Raw genomic sequence first — 23,145 nt, 5'->3', positions numbered from 1 at the left:
TCGTCCGCTTTCTTCACCTCTTGGCCGAAGCATATTCGAGCGTATCGGCGCGAAAGCATGTGGGAACGCCGCTACCTGCACGCCCTTTCCCGAGGGCAAGACATGACGGGGGACCGACCGTGAACAGAAAATCGGACCGAACACTTCCTCCAGCACACCGCGGCACTCTCGTCCGGCACAGCATCGTCCGACTGTTCAGCGCGCTTCTGATTCCAGCAGCGTTGACGATGTCGTGCTCGACGAGCGGCGATCCGAACAACGAGGTTGCTGGCGCGGAGACCGGCCAGATGACAAGAAGTCGGCCTACCGTGGTGGCATCGATGCAACCTGCTGCGCCGCACTCGCGAATCGCTCATCCATCTCCCGGTACAGAAACCTACGAAGTCACCCCCGAAGGACTGACAACCGCAGTCAACGTCCCGCTCGAGATCTCGGCGGCAGAACTCGCCCAGAGTTGCACCGACGTCCGTCCCACGGTGATGACATTCGGCGGCGATGTCGACGCGGTGCTGGCAATGATCCAAGCAACCGCCGTCAGATCGTGGAAGAACGCCACCCCTCCCGAGCAAGCAGCAATCATCGCAGCGCTGCGTGCCGCAGCGAGTGGTGCATGCTGAGTATCCATGGAGCAGGTGGTCTGCGGCGAATGTCTTGGTGCCCGGGGAATTGGCTGACCGGGCTGTACCCGTCCGCCTGGCGAGACGGCGGCCCGGCCAGTGCTTGCACCGACACGTCTGGCTGCTGGTGACGACCGATCGGGACCGGGTGGTGGGCCTGGGGGTAGTCCGTACCTGCTCTAGATCCCTGGTCGAAACGAAGCCCGCCTCCGTGAATCTTCTTCGCCGATTTTCGATTCAGCGGAAGGGCCCATGCGTCATGGGCTGTGTGCTCGGCGTCGACGATGTTCGAGGAAAACCCCGGCCAGATACTTCTCGGCCGGAGTTTCGATTTCCGATATCCGGCTACTCGTACGGTGCGGCAAGACAGTCATACGAGTTCGGGGCTGCCGCGCACGGCCTGCCCTACCGGCTGTCACTCGCCGGGGGTGGGTCGCTCTCGTAGTGACAGTGTTTGCGCAGGCTTACGAATTTTCTCGCTCGCGCCGCCCAGGGTTGCGCCGCTACGCTGACGTGCATGGACCGTTGGCCGAAGTACATCGTGCCCGCAGCCATTCTGGGCTCTGCCATCGCCGTCATCGCCTGGACTGCGACGTTGACGCATCCTTCCGGCGCGCCGCTAGGGCACGGAAAAGTTCGCTGAACACCGAAAGTGCTTGACCAGGAACGATAAACGTTAATCCCACGCTCCGGAGCCGCCGCGCCTTTTGATTGCCTTTACCCGGCGGTGTTGGCGGGTTAGGCTGCCCACGGTCCGCAGTGAGTACACCCCTGCAGTTGCGTGCTTGCAGCGGACCACCTGGATTGCATGCCCGGTGCCTGTTCAGCTCGGGTGTGTATCGGTCCGTCGGAGTCTCGTCACCTGTAGGCGCCGGCGGGCCGTCTGAACTGCGCGTCCGTCTCCCCGGACTGCGGCGCACACCAGCCCACCCGGCGTCCCCGACGGCACGCCGGGTGGGCACTCTCAAACGCATGTCGCCATCCGTGGCTGCCGGCGACATGCGCGGCCCGGCTGGGTGGCGTACCCAGCGGCGAACCTGGCGGGTCGCCCGATGTCGATCAGGTCGATTCCGTCTGCGATCAGTTCCGCGATGCGGCCCAGTCGTGAGAGGGCGAGAGGGCCGCATCGCTGTACCGGCGTGTGCCGCCTCGTGTTCGGACCTGGATGATCAGCCCGTACTCCTTGTAGAGGGGTGTCGCGATGGTGAAACCCCGGCAGGTCCGTGGGCGCCGAGATGCCATGAAGGCCAGCAGGGAGGGGACCGGATGTGTGCGGCACCATGCCTCCTTATCTGATCATTTCTCTTCGGGATCTTGAATTGATCTGATCCAAATGATATATAAAATCTACGGTATACGCGTGAGATATTGAGTGGATGCGGCGCCGACTCGAACATTCGGTCATCGCTCCTCGAAGCGAGGGTGCCACGGCGGACGAGAGAAGTCGCGAAATCGAAACCCCCTGCCTACGAGAAGGTTTCGCATCGGAAACGGTGGTGGCGTGATGGAGCGATACAGGATAACGCTCGCGGACGGATCGAGCGGCGACGAGTTCTTCGAGTCCGACAACCAGGCGATTCTCGCTGCCACCGCAACCAACGGCGGGAGCAGTCAAGGGTTGGATGTGCAGCGCTACGACGATCGTGGTCAATTGTTGCCCACGAAACTGCCTCCGGGTGGGCATCACGGAACCCGACGCTCTCGCACAGTTGTAAGGCAACCGGAACGGCGCTGACCCGCCGCAGTCGAAGTCACGTTTCCTCAATGCGTGAGCGGGGTAACAAATCGGGGTTGGTGAAGGAGGGCCCGTGGTGGATGTCGTGGAGTGGACGGAATCCGAAGAGCGCGAAATGTGGTGGCGCGAGATCGTGGGAATCGCGCCTTCCGGAGACCGTTGTATGGCAAGAGAGGCCGGAGAGCTGCCACGTGCCAAGGTTTCCGCGGCCTCGGCAAGGAGTGAATCGACGCCTACCGCGCTTCGCGGCGTGACCGCAGCCTGACCGAAGGGTGGAAACACGGTGCTGAATGTTGTTCTGTTGCTTGTGATGCTGAGTATCGGCATGGGTGTGGTGATGTGTCTCGACTTCCGATGGTTTCGCGCCTCCGTGCGACATGATCGCCGACGGTTTGCGTATCGGCGACATGCAAGGGCCAGCAAGCCGTAGATCTACTTCGGTCGACTCAGATCGCGCATCAGCGACAATCGCCCGTTCCCCCGAAGGCGAACCGGACGATCGGCGTGGGTACGTGTTCGGCCGGCATCGCGACCGATGATTGAAGAAACATCGGCTGGGGAAGGTGAACTGAATGGCTACTTACAGAGTGATCAATCCTGCAGGCGACGTCACCGCGACGCGCGACATCGAGAGCGCTGACGATGCGCACGCTTGGTTCGTGGACGCCCGCGCCGACAATACGGAACTGGGATGGCGCATGGAAGTTCACCATGATGGCGAATGGTCGTTCTTCGACGACACCGAGGGCGCATCCAGCTGAGCAGTCGCTCAGCGGGTGACGAACATGAGGGAGGACGTTCAAGTATGAGCGAGTTACTCGCAGGGAAGAAAGTGGCATTCCTCGTGGCGACGGAGGGAGTCGAACAAGTCGAGCTGACGGATCCGTGGGAAGCAGTGGTTGCGGAAAACGCTCGGCCGTCGATTGTTTCGACCGAATCCGGAACTATCCAGGCATTCAACCATCTCGACAAAGCTGACGTCTTCGACGTGGGCGCGGTGGTCGAATCGGCGTCGTCGTCTGAGTATGACGCTCTCGTACTCCCTGGTGGTGTGGCCAACCCCGATTTCCTTCGCATGAATCCCGAGGCGGTGGCGTTCGCCCGGAGTTTCTTCGATGCCGGGAAGCCTGTCGCAGTGATCTGTCACGGACCGTGGACGCTGGTCGAAGCCGGCGTGGTGGCCGGTCGTACGCTGACGTCGTGGCCGAGTTTGCGTACCGATATCACGAACGCAGGCGGCACATGGGTAGACGAAGAAGTGGTCGTCTGTACTTCAGGGCCGAATACCTTGATATCGAGCCGCAACCCCGATGATCTCCCAGCGTTCTGTAGGAAACTGATCGACACGCTCGCGGCTGTATGAGTCCTCGACGAGAAGCAACGAGGCGCGCCTTGAGGGAAGTCTGGTGTGCCGACGATCTTCAAAAAGCTGAGCCGCGGTGACCGTCTGCGTATGCGCATCGCAACTGTCATTGCGTTGCTGCGCACCGGTGCGGACCGTGGAGTGACCGCGCACCCCGGACTCTTGCTGATCGATTCGATCGCAGCGGAAGAAGTCACCAAGGTGCCCGCTAGAACGCTGATCGCGGAGCTCCAGGCCATCGCACAGGAGATTCCCGACCTACAAATCTTCTTTACTACAGCTGATCCCGCGCTCGTCGATAATCTACTTCCGGATGACCGTGTCATCACGAGCGATGGCGAACATCTGTTCTAATGGTGGGCACCTAAATCTCGCCGCGAAAGGAGTGCGTTGTTTCCGACTTCCGATCAATCGCTGGCGCACTGGGCGAGCCATGCTTCCGTCGAGGAACCTGATCTGGGTCCTGCGCTCGACGACCTAGGCGGCTTTGAACGCGTCACTAGCGAGGCGGAACGGGTAGCGGGTGGCCCTCTGCTTCCTTACCTGGTCAATGCAGTGGCCCGCGACTTCGACGTTCTGCAGGAGGATCAGGCGAATGTACTACTTGATGCCGTCGCACGGGGGTTTCGGAGTCCTCATGCCGCTTGGATCCTGACCGAGGCGCTCGACACGGTCTGCGCGCACCTTGTGATGTCCGCTCGACTCAGCACCGGACTGGCGCGTGACTTGACGAAACTTGCCGAAGTAGCCTTCACGCCACAATCGCAGACAGAGGCGGCGGCGCTTGCGCATCCGGCAGTTTCCGGGCTATTGCGCTTGGCCGTCGGTGGATATACCAATCCGCATCGACTGCTGGTGCTGCTCACGGAGATCACTGGGGCCGAGCCTGCCGATGCACTAGAACGGTTACCGATTTTGATTGGTCTTGCACACGATCACTTCGGCGAGTCCGATCTTCTCGAAGTATTAGTTATGCTGGAGAACCGACCAAATCTTTCTCTCGCCTCCCGTGCCGATGCATCCTTCGAGTTGGCGATAGCAGACGTTCGTGAAGCTCTCAACGCAGCGGACGCCTCCGCCACCGAGCAATATTTGCGTCGCGCCCTGTTCCGTTTCGCGGAATTAGATCGCACACACGAAGCTCGCCTAGACGCTCGAGCGTATGCTGCCGCAGTTGAGGCAGTTCTTGCGTTCCTCGAACTCGGTCAAGGAGTGGCAGGCGCGGACCAACGCATAAGCGAGGCGTCTGACCGACTCAGCGAAACGACTGCATTGTTCACTGCCTGGAGCGGCCGATTCCACGAACTGACTTGGCTAAGTGCCCGAGGTTCGGCGCAGAGCGCGTGGTCATGTCTCGTTACTACTCTCTGCACCGCGAGTGGTCACCTAAAGGAACCTAGTTGGTGGAATCCGGTTGTGGCCCTGAACAATCTGCTCGATGTCTATATTGCGAGCCGCAGCGTGCACGCCCACGTGGCCGGGCAGCCGGATGCTCTCGGTCGACTCGTCAGCCCGACTATCGAGGCGGCGTTCTTACGAACCGAGGGCTTGCGACATCAACTCGAACAGGCACTCACCACTGACTCAGCGTTCAAAAGCAACTCGGATGCTCATAAGTTGTACGTGGCCGTGCAAGAACATATCCCTAAATCAAAGGCAGCGGAGGCGGTGCCGGGAAAAGAGCTTGCAGACAGGCCGGCTTTGGCTGCCTTGTTCCGTGACGGCACAACGTCTCTTCGCGACAACCTTGATCCAGCACTTCTCGACAAGCTGGACGAGCGCGCTCAAGAGATCATGAAGGGTTACATTCCGACCGGCAATGCTCGATTCGATTCTCACCTCGAACTACTTCTCGGTGAACTGTCGACGAGCCCGGCCTGGACCCCACCGGACAGTCACTACTTCACCTCGCTCGTTGCGCAGGTCCTTCGCTTCCTTTACGACCGTTTCGACGCCCAAGCCAACCTGTACGGAGCCCGCACCGCATACCTTGGGCCAGCCCAGCCGACCAAAGACGGAAAACCAGGTTCCTGGCACGAAAAGGCACTACAAGACGATCTTCATCAGCACTTGAGTGGGACACTGACGCCGGGCACCGTCAAACGTGAGATCAGCGACGTCGCGGGAGGGCGAACGGACATCACGTACACCCCGGGCCTGGGAGCCATTTCGTGGCCGAAATTAAGAGGCGGACGGGGAAGTGCACGCGAGAAGCGGTGGAAAGTAGCTACTTGTCACAAGCGGTGAACTATACCGCGACGGGTCCGCCTTTCGGGTTGCTCGTAGTCGGGGACCACAGCAATCACGATGCTGGTTACTCCGGCGTCGATGACAATGTCTGGATTGCTCGGCGCGCTCACAGTGCGACAGAGACACCGAAAATGGTCCTTGTCGGTGTTCTACCCATCGGTAGACCGACACCCTCGGACCTCCGCGCGCCTGTATCGCCCGCAATTACTACAAAGCGCTAACTGTCCACTGATTGCGTTGTGCCAGCGGTACTTCCCTGCACGGACGGGTGTCACTGTCGGGGTGTGTGCCAGTGGCGGATTGCGGCGACGAACTCGTCTGGGGCGTCGGATTCGACGTAGGTGCCTGCGCCTGTGACGATCACGGTTGTGTGGTCGGGGAACGTCGCTTCCAGTCGTTCGCGTTCCTGCCGGCGGAAGGCGATGTCCGCATCACCCCACACGATTAGCGTGGGTAGGTGAGCGAGGTCGGGCAGGCCGGCCTCGACCTCGGCGAAGAAGTCGCGGCTGGCGAGGATCCGGCCGGGAAGCACAGCGGTGGCTTGTCGTCGCTCCGGGGTATCGAGGGCCAGTCTGTAGTGGGTCATCTCGGCTGTGGTGGGTTTGCGGCGGTGGTGCCCGGTCGGGAGGAAGGCGTTGACGAGCAAATTGTGCCGGCGAACGAGGAAACGGATCGGGAGGCTGCCCATGATGCGCGCGGAGGCTTCGAAGTGGAGGATCGCGTTGACCGGCCACGCCCAGGAGTTGACGAGAACCAGTCGATCGAAAACACCCGGTCTCCGCTGGGCGGCGGCCAGTCCGATCGGCCCGCCCCAGTCCTGGCCTACCAACGTGACGTCGTCAAGGCCGAGTGCGTCGACGAATCCGGTGACGACGTCGGCGTGTTCCTCGGGAAAGTAGCGGTAGCCGGGCTTGGGGGTCGAGAGGCCGAAGCCCGGGTAGTCGAGGGCAATACATCGAAAGTCGGAGCGGAGCGCATTGATCGCCTCGCGCCAGAGGAATGACCAGGTCGGATTGCCGTGCAGCAGAAGTAATGTGGGGCCGGAGCCCTCGTCGACGTAGTGGACGGTGTTTCCGTCGATATCGACGAATCGACTCTCGAACGGGAACAGGTCGTCGTCGACCCAGGATGGCCGTGTTGTCGTCGTCATGCGCCCTCGCAAAGTTGATGGTTGATATAGTGAAGCACACTTTATTTTAGAAAGCAGGTGTTATGAGCCGCGACTATGGCCAGTACTGCGGACTCGCCCGAGCTCTCGATGTGATCGGTGACCGGTGGAATTTGCTGATCGTCCGGCAGTTGTTGCTGGGGCCCGCTCGATATGGTGACCTGCGCGAAGCCCTCTCCGGCATCGCCACCAACCTGTTGGCCGGCCGCCTGCGCGACCTCGAGACCGCTGGTGTGATCGAAAGACGCCTGTCCGAAGGCGGGAATGCAATCACCTACGCCTTGACCGCGTGGGGTGCCGAACTTCGCGAGCCGATCAACGGCCTGATCCGGTGGTCGACGCCGCTGATGATCCGCGGTCCGGAAGACGACGCGTTCCGGCCCGAGTGGATGTTGCTGGCCCTTCCGGCATTGTTCACCGGCCGTGTCCCAGTCGATCAGACAGCGGCGGTGAACATCTCGGTTGCAGACGACTGTATCCAACTCCGCGCCACACCCACAGGTATCGATGTCGGCCTGCCGGACGGGCGGGATGTCGACGCCGTTCTGAGTGCCGAAGCCCCAATCGTGCTGGGTCTGGCAGCCGGAGTGCTGACCGTCGACGCCATCGCTCCGGCAGTCGTCATCGACGGTGACATCGCCGCCCTACGCGCAATATTCGAGGCGCCCAGCGCTACGGCGGGGCTCGCGATGAGGCCCAGCATCTAGGCGACCTTGGATTCGGCGTTTGGTTGCGGAGGAAGATTTCGCGTAATTTTTGTCGGGATAGTCCGAAATGAGTGCTCTTCTTAGGGACTTTCAGTTGTGATGGCGCCGGCGATGACGAGTTCCCGATGGGCGTGGGTGTGCAGGGCGGGTTCTCTCGAGGTTGTCGTCTCTACTGGGTGGACCAGTTCGATTCGATCGGGTTCCATGTTCCGGTGTCGAGGTGCCGGCCGAGTAGTGGGTCGAGGCATTGGCCGACGATGCGTAGTGCACCGTCGATTCCGCGTGCGTGTTCGGGGAGTCCGGGTACGGTTTTGGCGATTTTGGCATAGCCCGCAGTCCAGGATGGTGCAGGCACGGCGAGGTTGGTTGGCAGCGTCAGTGTGCGTCGTGCGGATTCTCGTTGCAGGGCAGTGCAGGTGAGGGCTGCGTCGAGGGTCCAGGCGGTCACGATCAACGTGAGGTCGACCAGGTCGTGGTAGCGCGTTGAGGGTTGTTGCAGGTCTCCGTACCGTTCGTACATTGCGCATACCTTGTCGGAAACCTGTTGTGGCAGTGGGTACAACGCGAACTTCGGCATGGGTGCCAGCTCGTCCATCTCGACCACCGGGCGAGGAAGCTGGTAGTCCACGTCGCCGACCGGGACCAGTTCGGCGGATAGGTCGATGGGGAAGTCGGCGAGTTGAACGGCGCCGAGGTAGACCTTCACTTTCACACTGGCTCCGGATACGCCGCCGGTCATCAGCCGCGGGGTGTCGAACACGAACCGGAACGGGTCGAGATCGCTGTCGGTTTCGGCGATCGCGACGAGTTCGGACACTGCGTCGGCGACGGCGGCGGAGGTGTGCAGCAGGTCGATGTCCTGGCTGTATCGGGCATCGGGTCGGCGCACCAGGAGTGAGGCGCCTCCTTTGAGTAGCCAGCGCTCGCCGGGTTCGGAGAACACGCGGGCGAGGAAGCGTTGGAGGAAGAACTCGCGTCGTAGTTGTTCGGTGCTGCGGCCTCGGGGAGTGGTTTCGTTTCGGATCCGGTCCTTGAGGGAGCGGTTGAATGCCGCCGGATTGTTGCTGCGGGGCGGTCTGTCGGTGCTCATGTGTTCCTTCGTGTCAGGGGGAAACGGTGGCTGCGATATCGGGGGCGGTGCCGCCGGCGACGAGGCGGCGACTCAACGCGAGCGTCGACTCCGGTATGCCGGCCTCGGTCAGTAACCGATCGAGCAGGCCTGCGCCGTCACCGGGCGTGGTGCCGTACTTGTGCGCGTGCTGCCCCAACACGGCGATCAAGGCGTCGGTGTCGACGAGGTTGGTGGTGACGGCGTCGCGTACGACGGAGGCGAGGTGCCCACCGTCGAGGTGGTCGGCGGCGAGGTCGTCGATGGTGGCGAGGACGGTGCTGACGGGGAGGCCGTCGAGAAGAGTCCACCGCTCCCGCCCTGGTCGGGCGGTGCGGTATCGGACATCGACGAGGCGAGATTGTTTGCGGCCGGTGGTCGCGAACTCCATGACATCGGCGTCGAGGTCGCCGAGGTCGTGGAGTCTGGCGGCGGAGCGATGGGAGACGACGCCCGGATGCTCGGCATCGAGCCGTTCGCCCCCGGTGACGGCCGGCTCGATCATCAGCCACGCCGCGCGGAGCTGCTCGTGGGGAACGCTCGGTGCGCCGCTGATTCGGTAGACCCCATGGCGGAGTCGTTCGATGGTGTCGCGGTCGGCGAGACGGGCGATGCGTTGAGTGGAAAATCCGAGGGCCCGGGTTTGTGCGGTGGTGAACAGGCCCCATTGGCTGGCGGCGAGGTCTGCCAGGTCGAGGGCCTTGTTGTCACTGCGCATACTGCAATAGTAATGCGCTGGGCGTGATTATTGCAGTATGTGCAGTAGTACTGCGATGATGTTCATGGCTGTTGAGCCAGTTCGTTCGGTCGGGATGTCTTTCAGTCAGTTCACGCGATGTCCGAGTCGGTAAGGCGTGGCCTATGCGACGAGCTCGCGTGCCGCGTCCCGGCGGCGGAGGTGGCACGCGGTTGCAGTGAGAGCGTGAGGACTTTTATCGAGCGCCGTGGAAGTCGATGTGGAAGCCGGTCACACCGCCTAAGGAGGTTGACGCGGCCGATGGCGATTATGGACGACCTCGAAGAGCCCGACGAGGAATTGCTCGTTCCGGCACAAGGAATTCTCTATCGTGGATCCGGACCAAGAGTTGGCGGACTCGTTGCATGTGGATCTCGACTGGCTGGCCCGGGTACCGATCTGCTGCGTGATCGCCCGCAACTGATCTTCTACGGGCCGCCCGGTACAGGGAAGACGTACATCGCGAAGACGTTGGCTCGGCATCTCGCCGGCCCGGACAACGTCACCATCGTGCAGTTCCACCCGGCCTACAGCTACGAGGATTTCTTCGAAGGCTTCCGGCCCACCCCGCGCAGCGATGGGCAGGTCGGCTTCGAACTCAAGCCGGGCCCGATGCGCCGCTTGACCGACCGCGCCCGCAAGCATCCGGATCAGTTGTTCGTGCTGGTCGTCGACGAGATCAATCGCGGAAACCTCGCCAAGATTTTCGGTGAGTTGTACTTCCTGCTCGAATACCGCGACGAGGCAATCGATCTGATGTACTCCACGGACAAGGTCGAGTCGTTCACACTGCCACGCAATGTGGTGATCATCTTCCGCGATCGAACACCGCGGACCGCTCGATCGCTCTCGTGGACACCGCCATGCGCCGCCGCTTCGGATTCATTCCGCTGCACCCCGCGCAGGAGCCCACGAAATCGGTCCTGAGACGCTGGCTCACCGCCCGCAAGTACCCGCAGCGTGTCGCGGACCTGCACCACGCCTTGAATACTGCAATCGACGATCCGGACGCACCTGTTCGGACCCTCGTATTTCATGCGTCCGGCCGTCCACAGCGACGGGGGATTGGCGCAGGTATTTCGGCATCGCGATCATCCCGTTGCTCGAAGAATTCCACTTCGGGGACCGCACCGTGGATCTCGAAGCCCGATACGGCCTTGCTGCTCTGGAGAAGAGCCTGACCGCCGGTGAATGATCCGGTTACGGTGACCCTCTTCGAGCGGGCACCATGCGGTTACGGTTGTGCCGGCTGCCTGGTGTGCCGCCCGCGGGTGGTGTTGACGCCGGAGGGTGCTGCCGCGTTCGCGGCCACTGGGCTGGTCACGGTTACACCCACGACCACTCCCGGAGTGTTCACACTGGCCGCCACCCGTAAGGTCGGTGCCGTGACCGTCGGTGCTCTCACTGTGAGGGTGGAACCGAAAACGCCGATCAGCTGCGTGATGTGGATGATGGGATACGTCCGTGACCCGGCGTGGTGGTCGCAGCACACCGCACTCGCTGACACGGATACCGACCTGGTTGCGGCGTTGGCCGAAGCGTTCGTCGTCGCCGCCGAGCGAGCGACCGCCCGTGGACTGCTCTCCGGCTACCGCGAAGTCGAAGACTCGGGCCCGGTCTTGCGCGGGCGGCTACGCGCGGGCGATCAGATCACCCGACGATTCTTCGCTCGCACTGCCTGTGGAGATCCGCTACGACGAATACGACGAAGACATCGCCGAAAACCAGCTGCTGCTCGCCGCCACCGTGATTCTGCTCGATTCCGCGGTAGTCCCGCCCCGTCTGCAGACGAGGCTGGCCAGGCTCCGCCGCGCCCTCGCAGACGTCACACCGCCCACCGCTGGTGCCGAACCGTCCCCGGCGCGAACGAGATTGAACGAGCGCTACCACTGGGCATTGCAGTTGGCGGAGTTGATCACCGAGCATCGGTCCACCGAGCACCGCATCGGGACTGTCGTCGTGCGAGGCTTCGTCCTCGACATGTGGAAAGTGTTCGAGAATTTCCTGATGACCACCACCGCCGCTGCGATCGCCCGCCGCGGCGGCACCGGAGTGCGCCCCGGATCCGGCCCGACACGCTACCTCGATCACGGCCGCACCGTCACGATCGAACCTGACCTGACCTGGTGCAACAGCGACGACAAGCCCGTGGCGGTGATCGACGCCAAGTACAAAACGATCACTTCCGGCAAGACCGGACCGAACGCAGACATGTACCAACTGACCGCCTATTGCACCGCCCTCGGCCTCCGCGAAGGTCACCTGATCTACGCGAAAGGCGACACCGCCTCCCATGCAGTCGAGGTTGTCGGCGCCGACATCACCATCTACTGCCACGCACTCGACCTGACCACGCCGCCAGCGGAGTTGCTGGCCTCGATCGACACGCTCGTCGAGACTATGAGGGCTCGGCACGGTGATGAATTCTCGGTGGTCGGACACGGCTCGTAGTCGTTGAGGGCAAGCAGGATCTGATGGATGACGCATTGGGCCCGATGACGCATCGGCTTGTCGACGTCTCGAGTGCCTCCGGTTTGTCTTGCTCCGGACCTTGCTCGATGAGCGGCGAGCACTGAAACCACGCTGAGCGGTTTCAGTGCCCGGCTACCCTCATCGCGCTATCCAGTGCGACCGCCAACGCCGCTATGACCTTGTTGTTCGTGTCGGGTAAAGGATGTTCGGCTTGTGCGTTCCTGGAGATCTGGTGCGCGAGGGTCACGGATGCGCCGCGAGCACCTCCAACGAGGCATGGGAGCGAGCCTCGGATTCCTCCCGACCTGCTATTTCGATCACGGCCGCACCGCCCGCGAGCGAACTCGACCTGACCTGGCCGTGCCGTAGAGCATCAATGATCAATGCATTCAGGGTATTCGGGGAGTTGCTTGCATCGGAGCTGAGCTGGGCTGGGCCTTTGTGAGCGTCAGTCATAGCGCATCCATGTCATCAAGGTGGACGAAGCGGCAGCCATCAGAGGTGAGGAGGGACAGTGCAGACTTCACGCCCTCCGCTGTTGCGGAGTGAGGCTGATTCGCGTGGGCGAGAACTATCGCACCATCTGGTGCTGTCCGCAGTTGGCGGGACACGGTTCCTGCTGATGCTGTCGCGCCTGCATCAGCATTGACTGCGAAACCTGCGATACGTACGCCGAGGTCGTGTGCGATTGCGATAGCGACATCGTCGTAGTGCGCTGTGCCTGCTCTGAACCATCGACTGTCCACTCCCAGCGCGCTGCTGAGCAATTGGCGGTTGCTGTCGATTTCGTGGACGACAGCAGAGGGATCAGGCGTTCCCGCGATGCCGTACGCGGGACGCCCGGTAACGGACAGCGGTACGTGGAGTGAGCCGTGGTTCTCGATTCGGAAGAGTGGATCTTCTCGTAACTCGGCTGCTTCGCGTGGGTTGGTGTGAAGCCACCGTTCGTTGAGGAACAGTGTTGCGGGAACTGCAAAATTGCGTAGCGTGGCGATCAATGGTCGGTCGAGCGACGAGCCTCCGGGGCCTCCACATACATCGAATGTCAATGCCATCGTGCGTTTTTGGGAAGTGGTTGGGACGAGGGTCTGCACGCCGGGCAATTCTGTTCCCCACCGCGAGGGCGCTCGATCCCACTGGGGAAGAGATGCCGGTGCAGTTTCTGGTGGGGGTGCCGCCGCTGAGGGAAGTGCTTGGCTCTCTGTTGTTGCCACTATCTGAGTCGGGGGACTCGCGCATGACACGATCGCGGCGGGAATCCCCAGGGCTGCCAGGGCGAGAAATCTACGTCGGTCGAGCTCGCGAGATGATCTCGGTCGATTGAGGGGCGTCAACGGTCCTCACCTTCGCAGATGTACATATTTTTCGGCACCGCCACTTCGGGTGAATCTCCGCGGCGGAGTGTGTTCATCGAGCTCGGAATGATGGCCGTTGTGGATGCATCGTTGTGGTGTGCGCAGTGGGCGTAAGCGCAAGAAGCTCTGAGAAGGGGTGTCGCGGATGTCGTCGCTGCGGTATCGCGAAGCATATTGCGCCCTTCCGTCAATGAAACTCTGTGCGTGCAGCCATCCGATATAAGTTGCCACCTCGATCAACAGCATGTGGCAGAACCGTTCGTGGGTGACCCTCGAAATTTCGGGATTGAACTATCTTGAGTGAATCCTAACGAGTAGCTGACTTCGGATCGATGTGGTGCTGTCCACGGCGGTGCGCAGTGCGAAGTTATCGGTACCGTCAGAGCCTGCCATTTGCCGAAACTAACCAACCGCATTCGTCTGCGCTATGAGGCGGTGAAGATTGCTTTCAAGCACGTTCCGGGGGAGCCCCTGGGGAGTTCAACGGACTGCTGTTCACCGCCAAACAGTGCCGGTAGATGAGTGCGTGAGGCCCTGAACTGGGAGTACAAAGAAATTGTGTGTATGCCCGGTCATTTGGTTGTGAATGAAGCGGGTGATGCAACGGAGAGGTATTCGCATGTTCCTCGTATGCAGCCGTCGCCCAGTTTCACTACAAAAAGTGTTTGTTCGTTAACAAAATTTGGTGATAGTTGCAGGTTCGGATTGAAATATCGCTCACACACTGCCGGATGAATGAGAATTCTCTTCATAATTGCATCGTGATCTATGCTTACCCGATGACGACATCGGGCAAATCGATCCACTCCAGGAATCGTGACTCCGTCTTTCGGTTACCCCTCATCGCTACGGTTTGGGCGGTGAGGCCCTTTGTTCGGGGCGGGGACGAAGAGATAACCCGATAGCACGGACAACGCCAGATCAGGCTGTCAAAGGTCATTTCAGGAAGTTCTCACTGCGCAGTAGGGTGGGCCGGCGCCGGGCGACGTACTGGACGCAGCATTTGCCGAACCGAGTCCGCGTTGCCACTTATGTCGGAGGAGCCGACCTCGATCGTTGGTGGTCGGTGGTCTCACGCTCGCTCGAATCCGAGCCGCGAACTACCGATGAGCGGCTGGAGTTGGCAGCTCTTCTGCGGGCCGAATCGGAGCCGGTATTGACACTGCTGCGGGAGCGTCCCACGGCGTATGTCCTGCGCACCCGCATCGTGGCCGAATCAGTTGCCGCTGCCCGCGCCGCGAGGAAGGTCAGCTGATGCGCTCTACCGTGAGGTGGGATGTCGAACTGACTGCCCTGTCGTCGATTTCGCAGAAGGGTGAGGAGTCGGAAACGACGACGACACTGTTTCGCCGCGAACCGCTCCTGCAGCCCGACGGGAGGAAAGTGCTGGTACCGGTCGTGTCGGGGAACTCGCTGCGGGGAGCATTGCGACGCACCGCCGAGGAATTGTTCCGCGATGTGATCGGTTACGAAGGACAGATACTTCTCTCCGCGGCGCACGCACTGCGCAACGGCGGCAACCTGAGCAAAGTCGCCGGCGATGGATTGACGGGCCGCCGGCGTCAGCGGCTGCGCGAGTTGGTCCCGCCGATCAGTCTGTTCGGGGGCAACGGAGGCGGTGCGCCGCCGATCGACGGATGTCTGAAAGTCGGCAAAGTTGTTCCCCGAGTGAAGGAAACAGAATCGATCATGAGCAGGCCCTACCCGGGAGTGCTGATGTCGCAGTTCGAGCTCATGTCCCTGGAAAGTTACAGCCGCTTCGACGACGCCGGTACCAAGTCCTTTCCGGCGCCCTTCGATGCCGACACCGTGCCCGGTTCGGGAACGTCGGCGCACCAGACGTCGATGTTGATGCGCTTCGAGGTCGAGACGCTGCCCGCAGGAACACATTTCGAAACCTTCCTGAGGCTGGACCGGGCAACCGACCGCGACATCGCCTTCTTCAGTGACGTGTGGGAACGATTCTCGCGAGACGGCTTCCTGGGTGGGCGTAGCGCGATCGGGCACGGCAGAGTCCGCGCCGAGTCGGAGCTGACCGTGTTGACGGGCCCCGGCCCGCAGGTCGCGGACTGGCGAGCGGAACTGGAACCGCTACGAGAAGACGTGATCGAGGCACTGGGGTGGCTGACATGAACGCAGACACTGCCTTCGCTCCCTTCCTGGTCAGGGCCCATCTCTCGTCCGGGTTGGCACATGCAAGCCCCTGGGGGATCGCCTTGGACGGCATCCTCGCTGCTGAACTGTGGGCCGACCACAAAGCAGGCGCCCTCGACCGCGGCGAATACGTGCCGGCGCTCTCGCCGGAGAAGACCCCGCCGGATCTCGAATTACCGCTGGCGCGCTGCACTCTGGCGGGTGCGGACTGGCATTGGTGCGCGACGTGTTCGTTCCCTGAAGACCCGGCGGGGGATCCGGTGGTGCGGCACTGGGCGAGCAGAACTGATCACCGAGGGCTCGAGGAACTCGCGTCGAGCGTGCCGGCAGTGATCTCGGACCGGCAAGGCCGCTACCGGGCGAGGTACATGCCGTTGATGATCACCAATTCCCGAACTGTCACCTGGCGCGGTGTGGGTGACCTGACGGCCGTCGCGGCGATATTGTCCGGTCTCGATGTGATCGGGAAGAAACGCGCACACGGTGAGGGGCATGTTCTGCGGTGGGAGTTCGAGAACCGTGCAGGTGAGGATCCGTGGAAGTTCTCGCACGAGCACCCCGACGGCACGCTGGGACGCACGACACCGGCCGCATGTGTGACGGGCTCGCGAGATACGCCGGTCACCGCTGGTTTCGGGCTGGCTGGTGTTCGTCCGCCCTACATGCACCCGACGCGCATGCGCGAACTTCATCTGCCCCGGTAACGGTTCGACTGCGGGATTGGTGGGCCTGTTACTCGATGCGGGTACCAGGTCGTATGCATCGAATTTTGCCACTCGACGGGCGAGGGCTCGGTCGGCTGGTCTGGTGGGGGTGGTGCGACGAGTGCGAGGACCTGTTTGGGAGCAGCGCCGAGGTCTGAGAAGGGGTGCCGCACGTCCTCGGGGATCGGTTCGTTGCTGAGGATGGCAGAAACGTAGGCAGGGAGTTCAGCGCGGTCGAAGATCCTGATTCGCTGTTGCTCGAAAAGCTCGTCGGAAGATTCGCGCCGAGATGTGGCAATCTTCTGCGCGTCCTTCCATTCTTCGGGCAACCCCGGTCTCTCTACTCCCTTCCAGTCGTCGAGGTAGTGGCGATAGTTCCGCGTGAACCAGTCCTGGCTTTGTGCAAGGGCTTTCATTGTCGCGGAGTTGACGAGCAATGAATATGCCGCGCTGGTCGAATCGAACGTGCCAAGCGAGTCCCCGCTGTCATCTTGCGTGACTGTCCACTGAGCAAATTGCATGAAGGTCAGCGGGGAAGGCCCTGTTGGCGGCGGCACGTCGTGTGTGGTGACACGGTCGTTTGCCAGGCACGACCAGGGGAGCGCGTGCTCACGGATCGCTGCTAGGGGTACATCATCGATTAGACCTTTGGTACGTGGGAACCGCTTGAGAAATACATCTGCGCTGACAGCAGTGATTCGGTCGCCGGAGGGGCCGAGGCAGCACTTGTGGTCGCTGTACCGGACGCCGCGAGCCGCGGGGTTGTAGAGCGCATATAGGCTCTGCGCTCCGCTCTTTCGGGCGTAGAGGTCGAGTAGGTCTATCTGCTGCATGCCGGATGATCGAATTTTGTGCTTTATCTTGTATTTCCCGGCCGGGTGCGCCGGAGTCGTTTGAAGCTTCTTGGCCTGGATGACAAGGTGAAACCATTTATTCGAGCCGTCCGAGATCCACCATTCCCAGTCCGCACCGTAGCGGGATTCCTCTCTGCGGTTGAAGGCTCCGACGTGGAGTTCGGGAATGGTTTTCGTGAGGTGCAGCAAGATCCGCTCGGTGGTTCCTTCTTCACCTTGGCGGATGTTGTGAAGTTCTCCGTCCCTAAAGTTTCGGCCGGCGCTTTGTGCGTTCCTGAACAACGCTGTTGCGAGCCGCGTCATGACTGGGCCAGGCGTGGAAGAGGTTGGAGTTGGCACGTGTATCCCGTCGGTTGGTTGGGCCGCCGGACAAGGGGTGCCGGCGTCAGAGGATCGCATGTCTGGGAGCGAACGCTTAGAAATCTACCGGTCGTTTTGCAGTACACAGAAGTGTACTGATCTGGTAGGACGCCGCTTCGCGTCCACGATGTGAAAGTCGAAAAGGGTGGCCGGCCTTCCGCTCCGGTTCACGCAGTCCAGGTCCCTCGCTACCGTTCGCCCGTCAATCCGAGAGGCCGATGTGTAGAGGAGATGTGGTTGCGATGACCATCAACGAGATTCACCCAGGCGATATCGCTGGGAATGTCGATTGGCAGGAGCGAGCTGTGTGCCAACGTACTGATCCCGAAGCATTCTTTCCTGAACCGGGAGAAGCTGTCCGGCCGGCGAAGCGGGTCTGCGCAGGATGCGAGGTTCGTGTCGACTGCTTGGCATTCGCATTGGCGAACGACGAGCGTTTCGGTGTCTGGGGTGGGTTGACTGCCTCGGAGCGGCGCCGTCGCTATCCGCGGGTGCAGCCGTGACCACCCACGTGGACTTCACTCATACCTCGTACGCGGAGGCCGCGGAATATGCCGATTCCATCAAACTCGCTCGGTATATCTGGGATCGAGGGATTTGCGGTACAGAGCTCCTCCGCCTCAGTGGAGCTACCCGCCGAGCACTCGCCAAAGCGGCTGTTGTGAACCCGCCTTGTACCTCGGAAACGTGGGCGACGGTGGCGGATCTTGTGTCAGAACAATCAGCGTGGGCGGGCGTTCACCCAGATGATCCGGGTTCTGTTCCGTTGCACGCAGACGAGCATGAGGCGCGGATTTCGTGGATCCGGCCAGCAAGCGAAATCGGTCCCTCGCGTGGGTGATCTTCTGTTCATGGCAGGAGCCTCGATGACATGCCTGTTGGGCGTTGCCGGCCTCATGGTTGCCCTTCGAGGGGCTAAGGATGCGACTGACGAAGACGAAGTGCTCGGGCCTGGAGCAGAGTTGATCCAGGAAATGCGATGAACGACTCGCAGCTCACGCTTTTCGACATTGAACTGGGCGATGTTGTTGCTGTTCGCGAGTGGACAGAGCGCATGATCCCGGCGATGTGGACTGCACCGTGGGATTGCGCAGGCGGGATACAGAAGGGCGCAGTACTGAGCGGATGGCAGTGTCCGGCCTGCCGAGTCGTCGAGCCCAACGCGTATCTGCTCGACAACAATCACGGGATAGACCCTGAGCGGCCGGGACGAGAAGATCGGCTGACTCGGTGCCTGCGTATGGAGCTACGTGAAAGTACGGCTGATGATCGGAGGGCTCAGTAAATGTCGAGCGGTCTCTCCCGCAAACCGCGCGAAATCAGAACGATCGCACGCAGAGTGGAGACATAAGTCCCGCTATGGGAGAGCGGTAGCGACTGGCCAACCCGCTGAGACAAGTGGTGTTGATCTACCGCAGGCTCGCCGCCTCGCCGAAACCGAGGTGGTCACCGGAGCCGGTCCAAGACAACGGCGGCCCGCTACCCAGCCTGTGCAAGGCAAGGGGGCCGGTGCGGGCCCACTGCACACGCCTACGTGGAGGCTGGACGCTCCGGCATCTTCATCATGATCAGCTCCGCACCGTCCTTGTAGCGGTACGCCCACTGACCGTCCTTCGTCATCACCGTGCCGGCCTGGCCCTCGTCCGGGGCCGGGCTCCACCCCTGAGTCTGATCCGGTTCTGCAGTCTCGCTCATTTCACTATTGTCTCAACCTCCGAAAACCGGCCGAAACCAGTACAAACCAGCGCACAGTGGACGGTATGAGCGCCACCGCCGGAAAGCCAGTGCCGCCGATGCTCGCCACTCTCGGGCAGCCCCCGACAGGGGAGCGCTGGGCCTTCGAATCGAAATGGGATGGCCAAAGAGCAATAGCAACAACAGGTTCCGTGCATCCGATGCTCTGGTCGCGCAACGGTAACAACATCAGCGCATCATTCCCCGAGATCGTCGATGCACTCCGCTCGGTGCTCGAACACCGAGAAACCGTCCTCGACGGGGAAATCGTCGCCCTCGGACCGGACGGTGTGCCGTCCTTCTCCCTGTTGCAACGCCGGATGCACGTGCTCAGACCCACCGCACAGCTCCGCAACGAGGCCGTGACCTCGTATTACGTGTTCGACGTCCTCGACATCGACGGCACATCAACCAGCGATCTGCCCTATCTCGAGCGCCGCGAGGCGCTCGCCAATCTCAGTCTCGAACACCCGCGCATCAAAGTCCCACCGCACTGGCTCAACGTCGACGGACCGACCATGCTCGAGGTGGCGCGCAAACACCATCTGGAAGGTATCGTGGCCAAGAACATCTCCTCGATCTATCAGTCCGGCAAGCGATCTCGCGACTGGATCAAAACGCCTCTGAGAGCTAATTGTGAGGCCGTAGTGTGCGGCTTCCTCCCCGGCTCGGGAGGTGCGGCAGGAGGAGTCGGATCGTTGATCCTCGGCGCTCACGACGATTCAAGGGTCCTCAGATATATCGGAAACGTTGGTACGGGTCTGACCGATCGACAGCGGCGCGAACTACGAGACAAGCTCGTCGAACTCCATCAGCCGATCAGCCCGTTCACTATCGAGCCGCCGCGAGCGGTCACCCGCAATGCATCCTGGTCGAGGCCGATCCTTGTCTGCGACGTGGAATACCGCGAGTACACCGGTGGCAGCCTTCGGCACCCATCCTTTCGAGGGCTGCGCAACGACAAGACCGCCGATGAGGTCAACGTACCGGGTCGTCACTGAGTCACTGCAACAGTGCAAATCAGAAAGATTCGCTGATGGACAATTTGGTGGTTGTATTGGAGCCCGTTTCCGCAGCCTAAGTAAACGACGGGATCATCTACGAGCCAGGATGTACCAAACCAGAATGGCCAGGAGGGATGCCAGCGAGCAATACGCGAGGAAGCCTCCCATATCAATCCAGGTGCGTTCACCGAAGGGTCCTGGGCTTTATCAGCGAAACCTGGACTTCACGACTGCTGCGTCGGGCGAGGTGGATCCACCACACAGCAACATTGCCCACGCTCCATCCCAGCAGTAGCCACCGAAGCGCCCTGTTGGCTTTGTCGACTGAAGTTCGGTCCTCACTGCGTTGGCGCATGATTTAGTCTCCATCGTCGGCCGGAATACAGCACCTTTCGAATACTGCACATCCGCCAGTCGACCTCCCCGGCCGCCACTGATCGCCACCGGATATGACGAAGCCGCCGGCCCCGAAAAGGGTGTCCAGCGGCTTCACAGGGTCGGTGCCCGTCTTGCGCCTCTCGGCAAGTGGCCGCTCGAAGCGGCATTTCTGGGGTGGTACCCGGGGCAAAGAACCGAACACCGACAGCCTCTACAACGAGACGATGCGCGAACTTATTCCGCGCTGCTGACCAGCAAAGAAGGTCATTTTCGGGTGATGATCGAGCGCAGTACGAAACGGAAGACAACCGCGGTGCCGGCTCCGACCACAACGCCGGCCACCACTTCGGCAAGGAGAACCCCGACCGTGACACCGAGGACTGTGGCGGACGCGACCGCCAACGCGACATCGGCAGGTGCCGGCCGGGGACCGTTGATCGCACAACCCCTTTCCCTGCTTGTGATGTATTTGCTGAGATCATCACACGCCATGCGAGCGTGGAAGTAGGACCCACGCTGTTCAATGGGATAGGAACCGACTACGAGGAGGTCAGGCCATGTGCGGGCGCTACGCCAACCGAAGCTCAGGTAAGGAATTGCAGTCGTTTTTCGACACGATGCAGACTGTCGGCGACGAACTGCCCCCGTCGTACAACGTCGCACCCACTCAGCCCGTCCGCGTGATCCTCGAACGAACCCCACGCGAGGAACCCGGCGCCGAGCCCCAGCGCCAGCTCAGGACGGTCAAATGGGGCTTGCTCCCTGCTTGGTCAAAAGACCGGAAGATGGCGTCCAAGCTGATCAACGCCCGCAGTGAAAGCGTCACGGAGAAGCCCTCATTCAGAAGTAGTGCTTCCAAAAGGCGTGCCATCATCCCGGCCACGGGATACTACGAGTGGATGAAAAGTGAAGCAGGGTCGAAGGTTCCCTATTTTCTTCACGGCGAGGACGACATTCTCGCGATGGCCGGGCTCTACGAGTTGTGGCCCGATCCTGAACTGCCCGAAGATGATCCGAACAAGTGGGTATGGACCTGCACAGTCTTGACTCGGCCAGCCTCAGATTCCTTGGGACACATACACGACAGGTCCCCGCTGATTCTGCCTGAATCGTTCTGGGAACACTGGCTCGATCCGAATCTCACCGACAAAGGTGAAGTCCAGGCCATGATCAACTCCGTTCCGGAGTCGCACCTCGAACCGTACGAAGTCTCGACCGCGGTGAACTCTCCGAGGAATAACGATCCGAGTTTGCTGGAGCCGATCGCTGGACCGGCGTAAAACCCAACCGCTCCCGACTCTGTTTTTATCGAACCTGTGTTCGAGTATCCTGGTGGGCGGGAAGTGCGTGCGGATCCAGGAAAGCGGGGCGACGATGAACCAAAAGCCCCACTCGTCAGCAACAACAGTGCTGACCAAGGCGGAAAAGCTCGAACAGCTACGCCGCAAGATGGCCTCGATCCCTGCCCGCGCGGACGGCACCGAACCAGCTACTCCGTCGGTGATGCTCAAACCCGTAGGCGAGCGTGAGCCAACTCCGATCGTGGCCACCGCGCAATCGACTCTCCGGATGCTTCCCGTTCCGGAGCCGATCGGTGATCTGCTCCCACGCGGGGGGTTGGCACGAGGGACCGTCGTCAGTGTCGACGGCGCAGCCTCGGTCCTGATCGGCCTACTCGCCACCGTCACCGCTGCCGGTGGGCACGTGGCGGTGATCGGAATGCCCGGTCTCGGACTTCTCGCCTTCCACGAGCAAGGGGGCGACTTGGCGAAGGTCGCGCTCGTGCCGCAGCCCAAGGATGCTGGAATCGACTGCGCCGCAATTCTGTTGGAGGGTTTCGACGTGGTTGTCCTGGGCCTCTCTGGTGGCGCTGTAACGCCCTCTCGCGGAAGGGCTGTGGCCGCGCGTGCGAGGAGTAAGGGATCGCTGTTGATTGTCACTGAAGGGCAATGGGACGGTCCGGATCTGCGGATCTCGTCGCGGGTGGCCGGATACACAGGACTCACGGCGGGGAGAGGGCGTGTGACAGGGGTTCGGCTCGACGTCGCGGCCGTCGGCAAAGGATTTCAACAACGCACCGGCAGCCTGGAGATCCGGGACGAGAGCGGACAGCTCCGCTGGGCGACCGTCGACGACACCGCCCTCGCATCGACACCGCCATTGAGGGCTGCACAGTGATCAACACTGACCACTGGACCGAACGCTGGCCCGATCACCCCGTGATCAGGACATTCGACGAGCCGAGGGCAGTGAAAGTCGACATCGGCCGCGCGCTCCCGCTCGGGCGTGGGGGAGCATCACGCGCCGATCACGTGAGCATGCGGGTGAAAACGTCCGCGCTGTACATGTCCGGATACCTGGACGGAATTTTGAGGTACTGGGCGGGAAAATGCACGATGGCCAATGGTTGGCTTGTAGACAGACTTTGCGGTTGACCATTGACCAC

General features: G+C 61.5%; 28 protein-coding genes and 1 pseudogene. 21 read left to right on the top strand and 8 right to left on the bottom strand.

What is annotated here, in order from left to right:
* Positions 1–119 precede the first annotated feature (119 nt).
* The 8 genes from lpqV to AOT96_RS31565 all read left to right on the top strand — a co-directional run bounded on the left by lpqV (position 120) and on the right by AOT96_RS31565 (position 5,962).
* On the top strand, positions 120–617 hold the full coding sequence (lpqV, locus tag AOT96_RS31595) for a lipoprotein LpqV (protein WP_021344800.1): 498 nt from the start codon (positions 120–122) through the stop codon (positions 615–617).
* A 517-nt stretch (positions 618–1,134) separates the two neighbouring features.
* Positions 1,135–1,260: a hypothetical protein gene (locus AOT96_RS36405; RefSeq protein ID WP_257784575.1), complete on the top strand. Its 126-nt coding sequence runs from the start codon at positions 1,135–1,137 to the stop codon at positions 1,258–1,260.
* 861 nt (positions 1,261–2,121) lie between these two features.
* Positions 2,122–2,352 (top strand): hypothetical protein, encoded by a 231-nt coding sequence (locus AOT96_RS31590; protein WP_021344801.1) that lies wholly within the window; start codon positions 2,122–2,124, stop codon positions 2,350–2,352.
* A gap of 73 nt (positions 2,353–2,425) precedes the next feature.
* Positions 2,426–2,617, top strand: a complete 192-nt coding sequence (locus AOT96_RS31585) for a hypothetical protein (protein ID WP_128636545.1) — start codon at positions 2,426–2,428, stop codon at positions 2,615–2,617.
* Positions 2,618–2,924: 307 nt separating this feature from the next.
* Positions 2,925–3,113: a hypothetical protein gene (locus AOT96_RS31580; RefSeq protein WP_031333594.1), complete on the top strand. Its 189-nt coding sequence runs from the start codon at positions 2,925–2,927 to the stop codon at positions 3,111–3,113.
* Positions 3,114–3,157: 44 nt separating this feature from the next.
* On the top strand, positions 3,158–3,715 hold the full coding sequence (locus AOT96_RS31575; RefSeq protein ID WP_058227824.1) for a type 1 glutamine amidotransferase domain-containing protein: 558 nt from the start codon (positions 3,158–3,160) through the stop codon (positions 3,713–3,715).
* A 45-nt stretch (positions 3,716–3,760) separates the two neighbouring features.
* The gene (locus AOT96_RS31570; protein ID WP_058227823.1) at positions 3,761–4,069 is read left to right on the top strand and encodes a hypothetical protein; all 309 of its coding nucleotides are present in this window, start codon (positions 3,761–3,763) and stop codon (positions 4,067–4,069) included.
* A gap of 36 nt (positions 4,070–4,105) precedes the next feature.
* On the top strand, positions 4,106–5,962 hold the full coding sequence (locus tag AOT96_RS31565; protein ID WP_058227822.1) for a hypothetical protein: 1,857 nt from the start codon (positions 4,106–4,108) through the stop codon (positions 5,960–5,962).
* A 274-nt stretch (positions 5,963–6,236) separates the two neighbouring features.
* Here the strand turns inward: AOT96_RS31565 and AOT96_RS31560 are convergent, their stop codons facing one another.
* Complete coding sequence (locus AOT96_RS31560) at positions 6,237–7,115, bottom strand: alpha/beta fold hydrolase (RefSeq protein ID WP_058227821.1); 879 nt, start codon at positions 7,113–7,115, stop codon at positions 6,237–6,239.
* A gap of 62 nt (positions 7,116–7,177) precedes the next feature.
* Between AOT96_RS31560 and AOT96_RS31555 the strand changes: the two genes are divergently transcribed.
* Entirely contained in the window at positions 7,178–7,840 is a 663-nt protein-coding gene (locus tag AOT96_RS31555; RefSeq protein ID WP_058227820.1) for a winged helix-turn-helix transcriptional regulator, read from the top strand.
* A 169-nt stretch (positions 7,841–8,009) separates the two neighbouring features.
* Here the strand turns inward: AOT96_RS31555 and AOT96_RS31550 are convergent, their stop codons facing one another.
* Together AOT96_RS31550 and AOT96_RS31545 are read right to left on the bottom strand one after the other, a co-directional pair.
* Positions 8,010–8,930, bottom strand: a complete 921-nt coding sequence (locus tag AOT96_RS31550; protein WP_058227819.1) for a nucleotidyl transferase AbiEii/AbiGii toxin family protein — start codon at positions 8,928–8,930, stop codon at positions 8,010–8,012.
* A 13-nt stretch (positions 8,931–8,943) separates the two neighbouring features.
* Positions 8,944–9,666, bottom strand: a complete 723-nt coding sequence (locus AOT96_RS31545; protein ID WP_021344811.1) for a type IV toxin-antitoxin system AbiEi family antitoxin domain-containing protein — start codon at positions 9,664–9,666, stop codon at positions 8,944–8,946.
* A 279-nt stretch (positions 9,667–9,945) separates the two neighbouring features.
* Here AOT96_RS31545 and AOT96_RS31540 point away from each other — a divergent pair, with 279 nt between their 5' ends.
* The 3 genes and pseudogenes from AOT96_RS31540 (at position 9,946) to AOT96_RS31530 (ending at position 12,135) form a co-directional block, all read left to right on the top strand.
* Positions 9,946–10,611, top strand: a complete 666-nt coding sequence (locus AOT96_RS31540; RefSeq protein WP_167349896.1) for an McrB family protein — start codon at positions 9,946–9,948, stop codon at positions 10,609–10,611.
* Between the two features lie 260 nt (positions 10,612–10,871).
* Positions 10,872–11,291, top strand: a pseudogene (locus AOT96_RS36665) (hypothetical protein); the annotation flags it as partial.
* Positions 11,257–12,135, top strand: coding sequence for an McrC family protein (locus tag AOT96_RS31530; protein WP_412778654.1), 879 nt, complete (start codon positions 11,257–11,259; stop codon positions 12,133–12,135). The pseudogene AOT96_RS36665 and the gene AOT96_RS31530, both read left to right, overlap by 35 nt.
* Positions 12,136–12,399: 264 nt before the next feature.
* Here the strand turns inward: AOT96_RS31530 and AOT96_RS31525 are convergent, their stop codons facing one another.
* The gene (locus tag AOT96_RS31525) at positions 12,400–12,612 is read right to left on the bottom strand and encodes a hypothetical protein (RefSeq protein WP_058227815.1); all 213 of its coding nucleotides are present in this window, start codon (positions 12,610–12,612) and stop codon (positions 12,400–12,402) included.
* Positions 12,609–13,250, bottom strand: a complete 642-nt coding sequence (locus AOT96_RS31520; protein ID WP_268875645.1) for a polysaccharide deacetylase family protein — start codon at positions 13,248–13,250, stop codon at positions 12,609–12,611. The genes AOT96_RS31525 and AOT96_RS31520 overlap by 4 nt, the downstream gene beginning before the upstream one ends.
* A 1,264-nt stretch (positions 13,251–14,514) precedes the next feature.
* Here AOT96_RS31520 and AOT96_RS31515 point away from each other — a divergent pair.
* From AOT96_RS31515 to AOT96_RS31505, 3 genes are read left to right on the top strand one after another with little or no spacing between them, the layout of a single operon-like run.
* Positions 14,515–14,766 (top strand): hypothetical protein, encoded by a 252-nt coding sequence (locus AOT96_RS31515; protein WP_231917495.1) that lies wholly within the window; start codon positions 14,515–14,517, stop codon positions 14,764–14,766.
* Positions 14,766–15,644, top strand: coding sequence for an RAMP superfamily CRISPR-associated protein (locus tag AOT96_RS31510; RefSeq protein WP_058227813.1), 879 nt, complete (start codon positions 14,766–14,768; stop codon positions 15,642–15,644). Before AOT96_RS31515 ends, AOT96_RS31510 begins: the two co-directional genes overlap by 1 nt.
* Entirely contained in the window at positions 15,641–16,369 is a 729-nt protein-coding gene (locus AOT96_RS31505) for a hypothetical protein (RefSeq protein WP_065352982.1), read from the top strand. The genes AOT96_RS31510 and AOT96_RS31505 overlap by 4 nt, the downstream gene beginning before the upstream one ends.
* Here AOT96_RS31505 and AOT96_RS31500 read toward each other — a convergent pair.
* Entirely contained in the window at positions 16,354–17,526 is a 1,173-nt protein-coding gene (locus AOT96_RS31500; protein ID WP_065352981.1) for a DUF6615 family protein, read from the bottom strand. The genes AOT96_RS31505 and AOT96_RS31500 overlap by 16 nt on opposite strands.
* Before the next feature lie 299 nt (positions 17,527–17,825).
* Here AOT96_RS31500 and AOT96_RS31495 point away from each other — a divergent pair, with 299 nt between their 5' ends.
* Both AOT96_RS31495 and AOT96_RS31490 read left to right on the top strand, forming a co-directional pair.
* Positions 17,826–18,086: a WhiB family transcriptional regulator gene (locus AOT96_RS31495; RefSeq protein WP_065353026.1), complete on the top strand. Its 261-nt coding sequence runs from the start codon at positions 17,826–17,828 to the stop codon at positions 18,084–18,086.
* Between the two features lie 476 nt (positions 18,087–18,562).
* Complete coding sequence (locus AOT96_RS31490; RefSeq protein WP_003944672.1) at positions 18,563–18,868, top strand: hypothetical protein; 306 nt, start codon at positions 18,563–18,565, stop codon at positions 18,866–18,868.
* A 245-nt stretch (positions 18,869–19,113) separates the two neighbouring features.
* On the opposite strand, the gene AOT96_RS35885 is transcribed toward AOT96_RS31490, so the two are convergent.
* Complete coding sequence (locus tag AOT96_RS35885) at positions 19,114–19,278, bottom strand: hypothetical protein (protein ID WP_003944625.1); 165 nt, start codon at positions 19,276–19,278, stop codon at positions 19,114–19,116.
* A gap of 65 nt (positions 19,279–19,343) precedes the next feature.
* Here AOT96_RS35885 and ligD point away from each other — a divergent pair, with 65 nt between their 5' ends.
* A complete protein-coding gene (ligD, locus tag AOT96_RS31485; protein WP_054827435.1) occupies positions 19,344–20,318 on the top strand; it encodes a non-homologous end-joining DNA ligase in 975 nt (324 codons plus the stop codon).
* Positions 20,319–20,963: 645 nt separating this feature from the next.
* Here the strand turns inward: ligD and AOT96_RS35880 are convergent.
* Positions 20,964–21,101: a hypothetical protein gene (locus AOT96_RS35880; protein ID WP_003944609.1), complete on the bottom strand. Its 138-nt coding sequence runs from the start codon at positions 21,099–21,101 to the stop codon at positions 20,964–20,966.
* A 155-nt stretch (positions 21,102–21,256) separates the two neighbouring features.
* On the opposite strand from AOT96_RS35880, the gene AOT96_RS31475 reads away from it, so the two are divergent.
* The 3 genes from AOT96_RS31475 (at position 21,257) to AOT96_RS31465 (ending at position 23,134) form a co-directional block, all read left to right on the top strand.
* Complete coding sequence (locus AOT96_RS31475) at positions 21,257–21,979, top strand: SOS response-associated peptidase (RefSeq protein ID WP_003944653.1); 723 nt, start codon at positions 21,257–21,259, stop codon at positions 21,977–21,979.
* A gap of 94 nt (positions 21,980–22,073) precedes the next feature.
* Positions 22,074–22,877 (top strand): hypothetical protein, encoded by an 804-nt coding sequence (locus AOT96_RS31470; RefSeq protein WP_003944658.1) that lies wholly within the window; start codon positions 22,074–22,076, stop codon positions 22,875–22,877.
* Positions 22,874–23,134: a hypothetical protein gene (locus AOT96_RS31465; RefSeq protein WP_003944643.1), complete on the top strand. Its 261-nt coding sequence runs from the start codon at positions 22,874–22,876 to the stop codon at positions 23,132–23,134. The genes AOT96_RS31470 and AOT96_RS31465 overlap by 4 nt, the downstream gene beginning before the upstream one ends.
* Positions 23,135–23,145: the final 11 nt, after the last annotated feature.

This window comes from Rhodococcus sp. 008, from assembly GCF_001682295.1.
Taxonomy (GTDB): Bacteria; Actinomycetota; Actinomycetes; order Mycobacteriales; family Mycobacteriaceae; genus Rhodococcus_F; species Rhodococcus_F qingshengii.
Note: the sequence above shows the minus strand (reverse complement) of the source record. Positions and strands in the feature narration are given on the sequence as shown.

Excerpts from the sequence above, each read along its gene's own strand:
- AOT96_RS36405 (WP_257784575.1), top strand. The coding sequence starts at position 1,135 with ATGGACCGTTGGCCGAAGTACATCGTGCCCGCAGCCATTCTGGGCTCT.
- AOT96_RS31590 (WP_021344801.1), top strand. The coding sequence starts at position 2,122 with ATGGAGCGATACAGGATAACGCTCGCGGACGGATCGAGCGGCGACGAG.
- AOT96_RS31580 (WP_031333594.1), top strand. The coding sequence starts at position 2,925 with ATGGCTACTTACAGAGTGATCAATCCTGCAGGCGACGTCACCGCGACG.
- AOT96_RS31575 (WP_058227824.1), top strand. The coding sequence starts at position 3,158 with ATGAGCGAGTTACTCGCAGGGAAGAAAGTGGCATTCCTCGTGGCGACG.
- AOT96_RS31560 (WP_058227821.1), bottom strand. The coding sequence starts at position 7,115 with ATGACGACGACAACACGGCCATCCTGGGTCGACGACGACCTGTTCCCG.
- AOT96_RS31555 (WP_058227820.1), top strand. The coding sequence starts at position 7,178 with ATGAGCCGCGACTATGGCCAGTACTGCGGACTCGCCCGAGCTCTCGAT.
- AOT96_RS31550 (WP_058227819.1), bottom strand. The coding sequence starts at position 8,930 with ATGAGCACCGACAGACCGCCCCGCAGCAACAATCCGGCGGCATTCAAC.
- AOT96_RS31545 (WP_021344811.1), bottom strand. The coding sequence starts at position 9,666 with ATGCGCAGTGACAACAAGGCCCTCGACCTGGCAGACCTCGCCGCCAGC.
- AOT96_RS31540 (WP_167349896.1), top strand. The coding sequence starts at position 9,946 with ATGGCGATTATGGACGACCTCGAAGAGCCCGACGAGGAATTGCTCGTT.
- AOT96_RS31525 (WP_058227815.1), bottom strand. The coding sequence starts at position 12,612 with ATGACTGACGCTCACAAAGGCCCAGCCCAGCTCAGCTCCGATGCAAGC.
- AOT96_RS31510 (WP_058227813.1), top strand. The coding sequence starts at position 14,766 with ATGCGCTCTACCGTGAGGTGGGATGTCGAACTGACTGCCCTGTCGTCG.
- AOT96_RS31505 (WP_065352982.1), top strand. The coding sequence starts at position 15,641 with ATGAACGCAGACACTGCCTTCGCTCCCTTCCTGGTCAGGGCCCATCTC.
- AOT96_RS31500 (WP_065352981.1), bottom strand. The coding sequence starts at position 17,526 with ATGACGCGGCTCGCAACAGCGTTGTTCAGGAACGCACAAAGCGCCGGC.
- AOT96_RS31495 (WP_065353026.1), top strand. The coding sequence starts at position 17,826 with ATGACCATCAACGAGATTCACCCAGGCGATATCGCTGGGAATGTCGAT.
- AOT96_RS31490 (WP_003944672.1), top strand. The coding sequence starts at position 18,563 with ATGAACGACTCGCAGCTCACGCTTTTCGACATTGAACTGGGCGATGTT.
- AOT96_RS35885 (WP_003944625.1), bottom strand. The coding sequence starts at position 19,278 with ATGAGCGAGACTGCAGAACCGGATCAGACTCAGGGGTGGAGCCCGGCC.
- ligD (WP_054827435.1), top strand. The coding sequence starts at position 19,344 with ATGAGCGCCACCGCCGGAAAGCCAGTGCCGCCGATGCTCGCCACTCTC.
- AOT96_RS31475 (WP_003944653.1), top strand. The coding sequence starts at position 21,257 with ATGTGCGGGCGCTACGCCAACCGAAGCTCAGGTAAGGAATTGCAGTCG.
- AOT96_RS31470 (WP_003944658.1), top strand. The coding sequence starts at position 22,074 with ATGAACCAAAAGCCCCACTCGTCAGCAACAACAGTGCTGACCAAGGCG.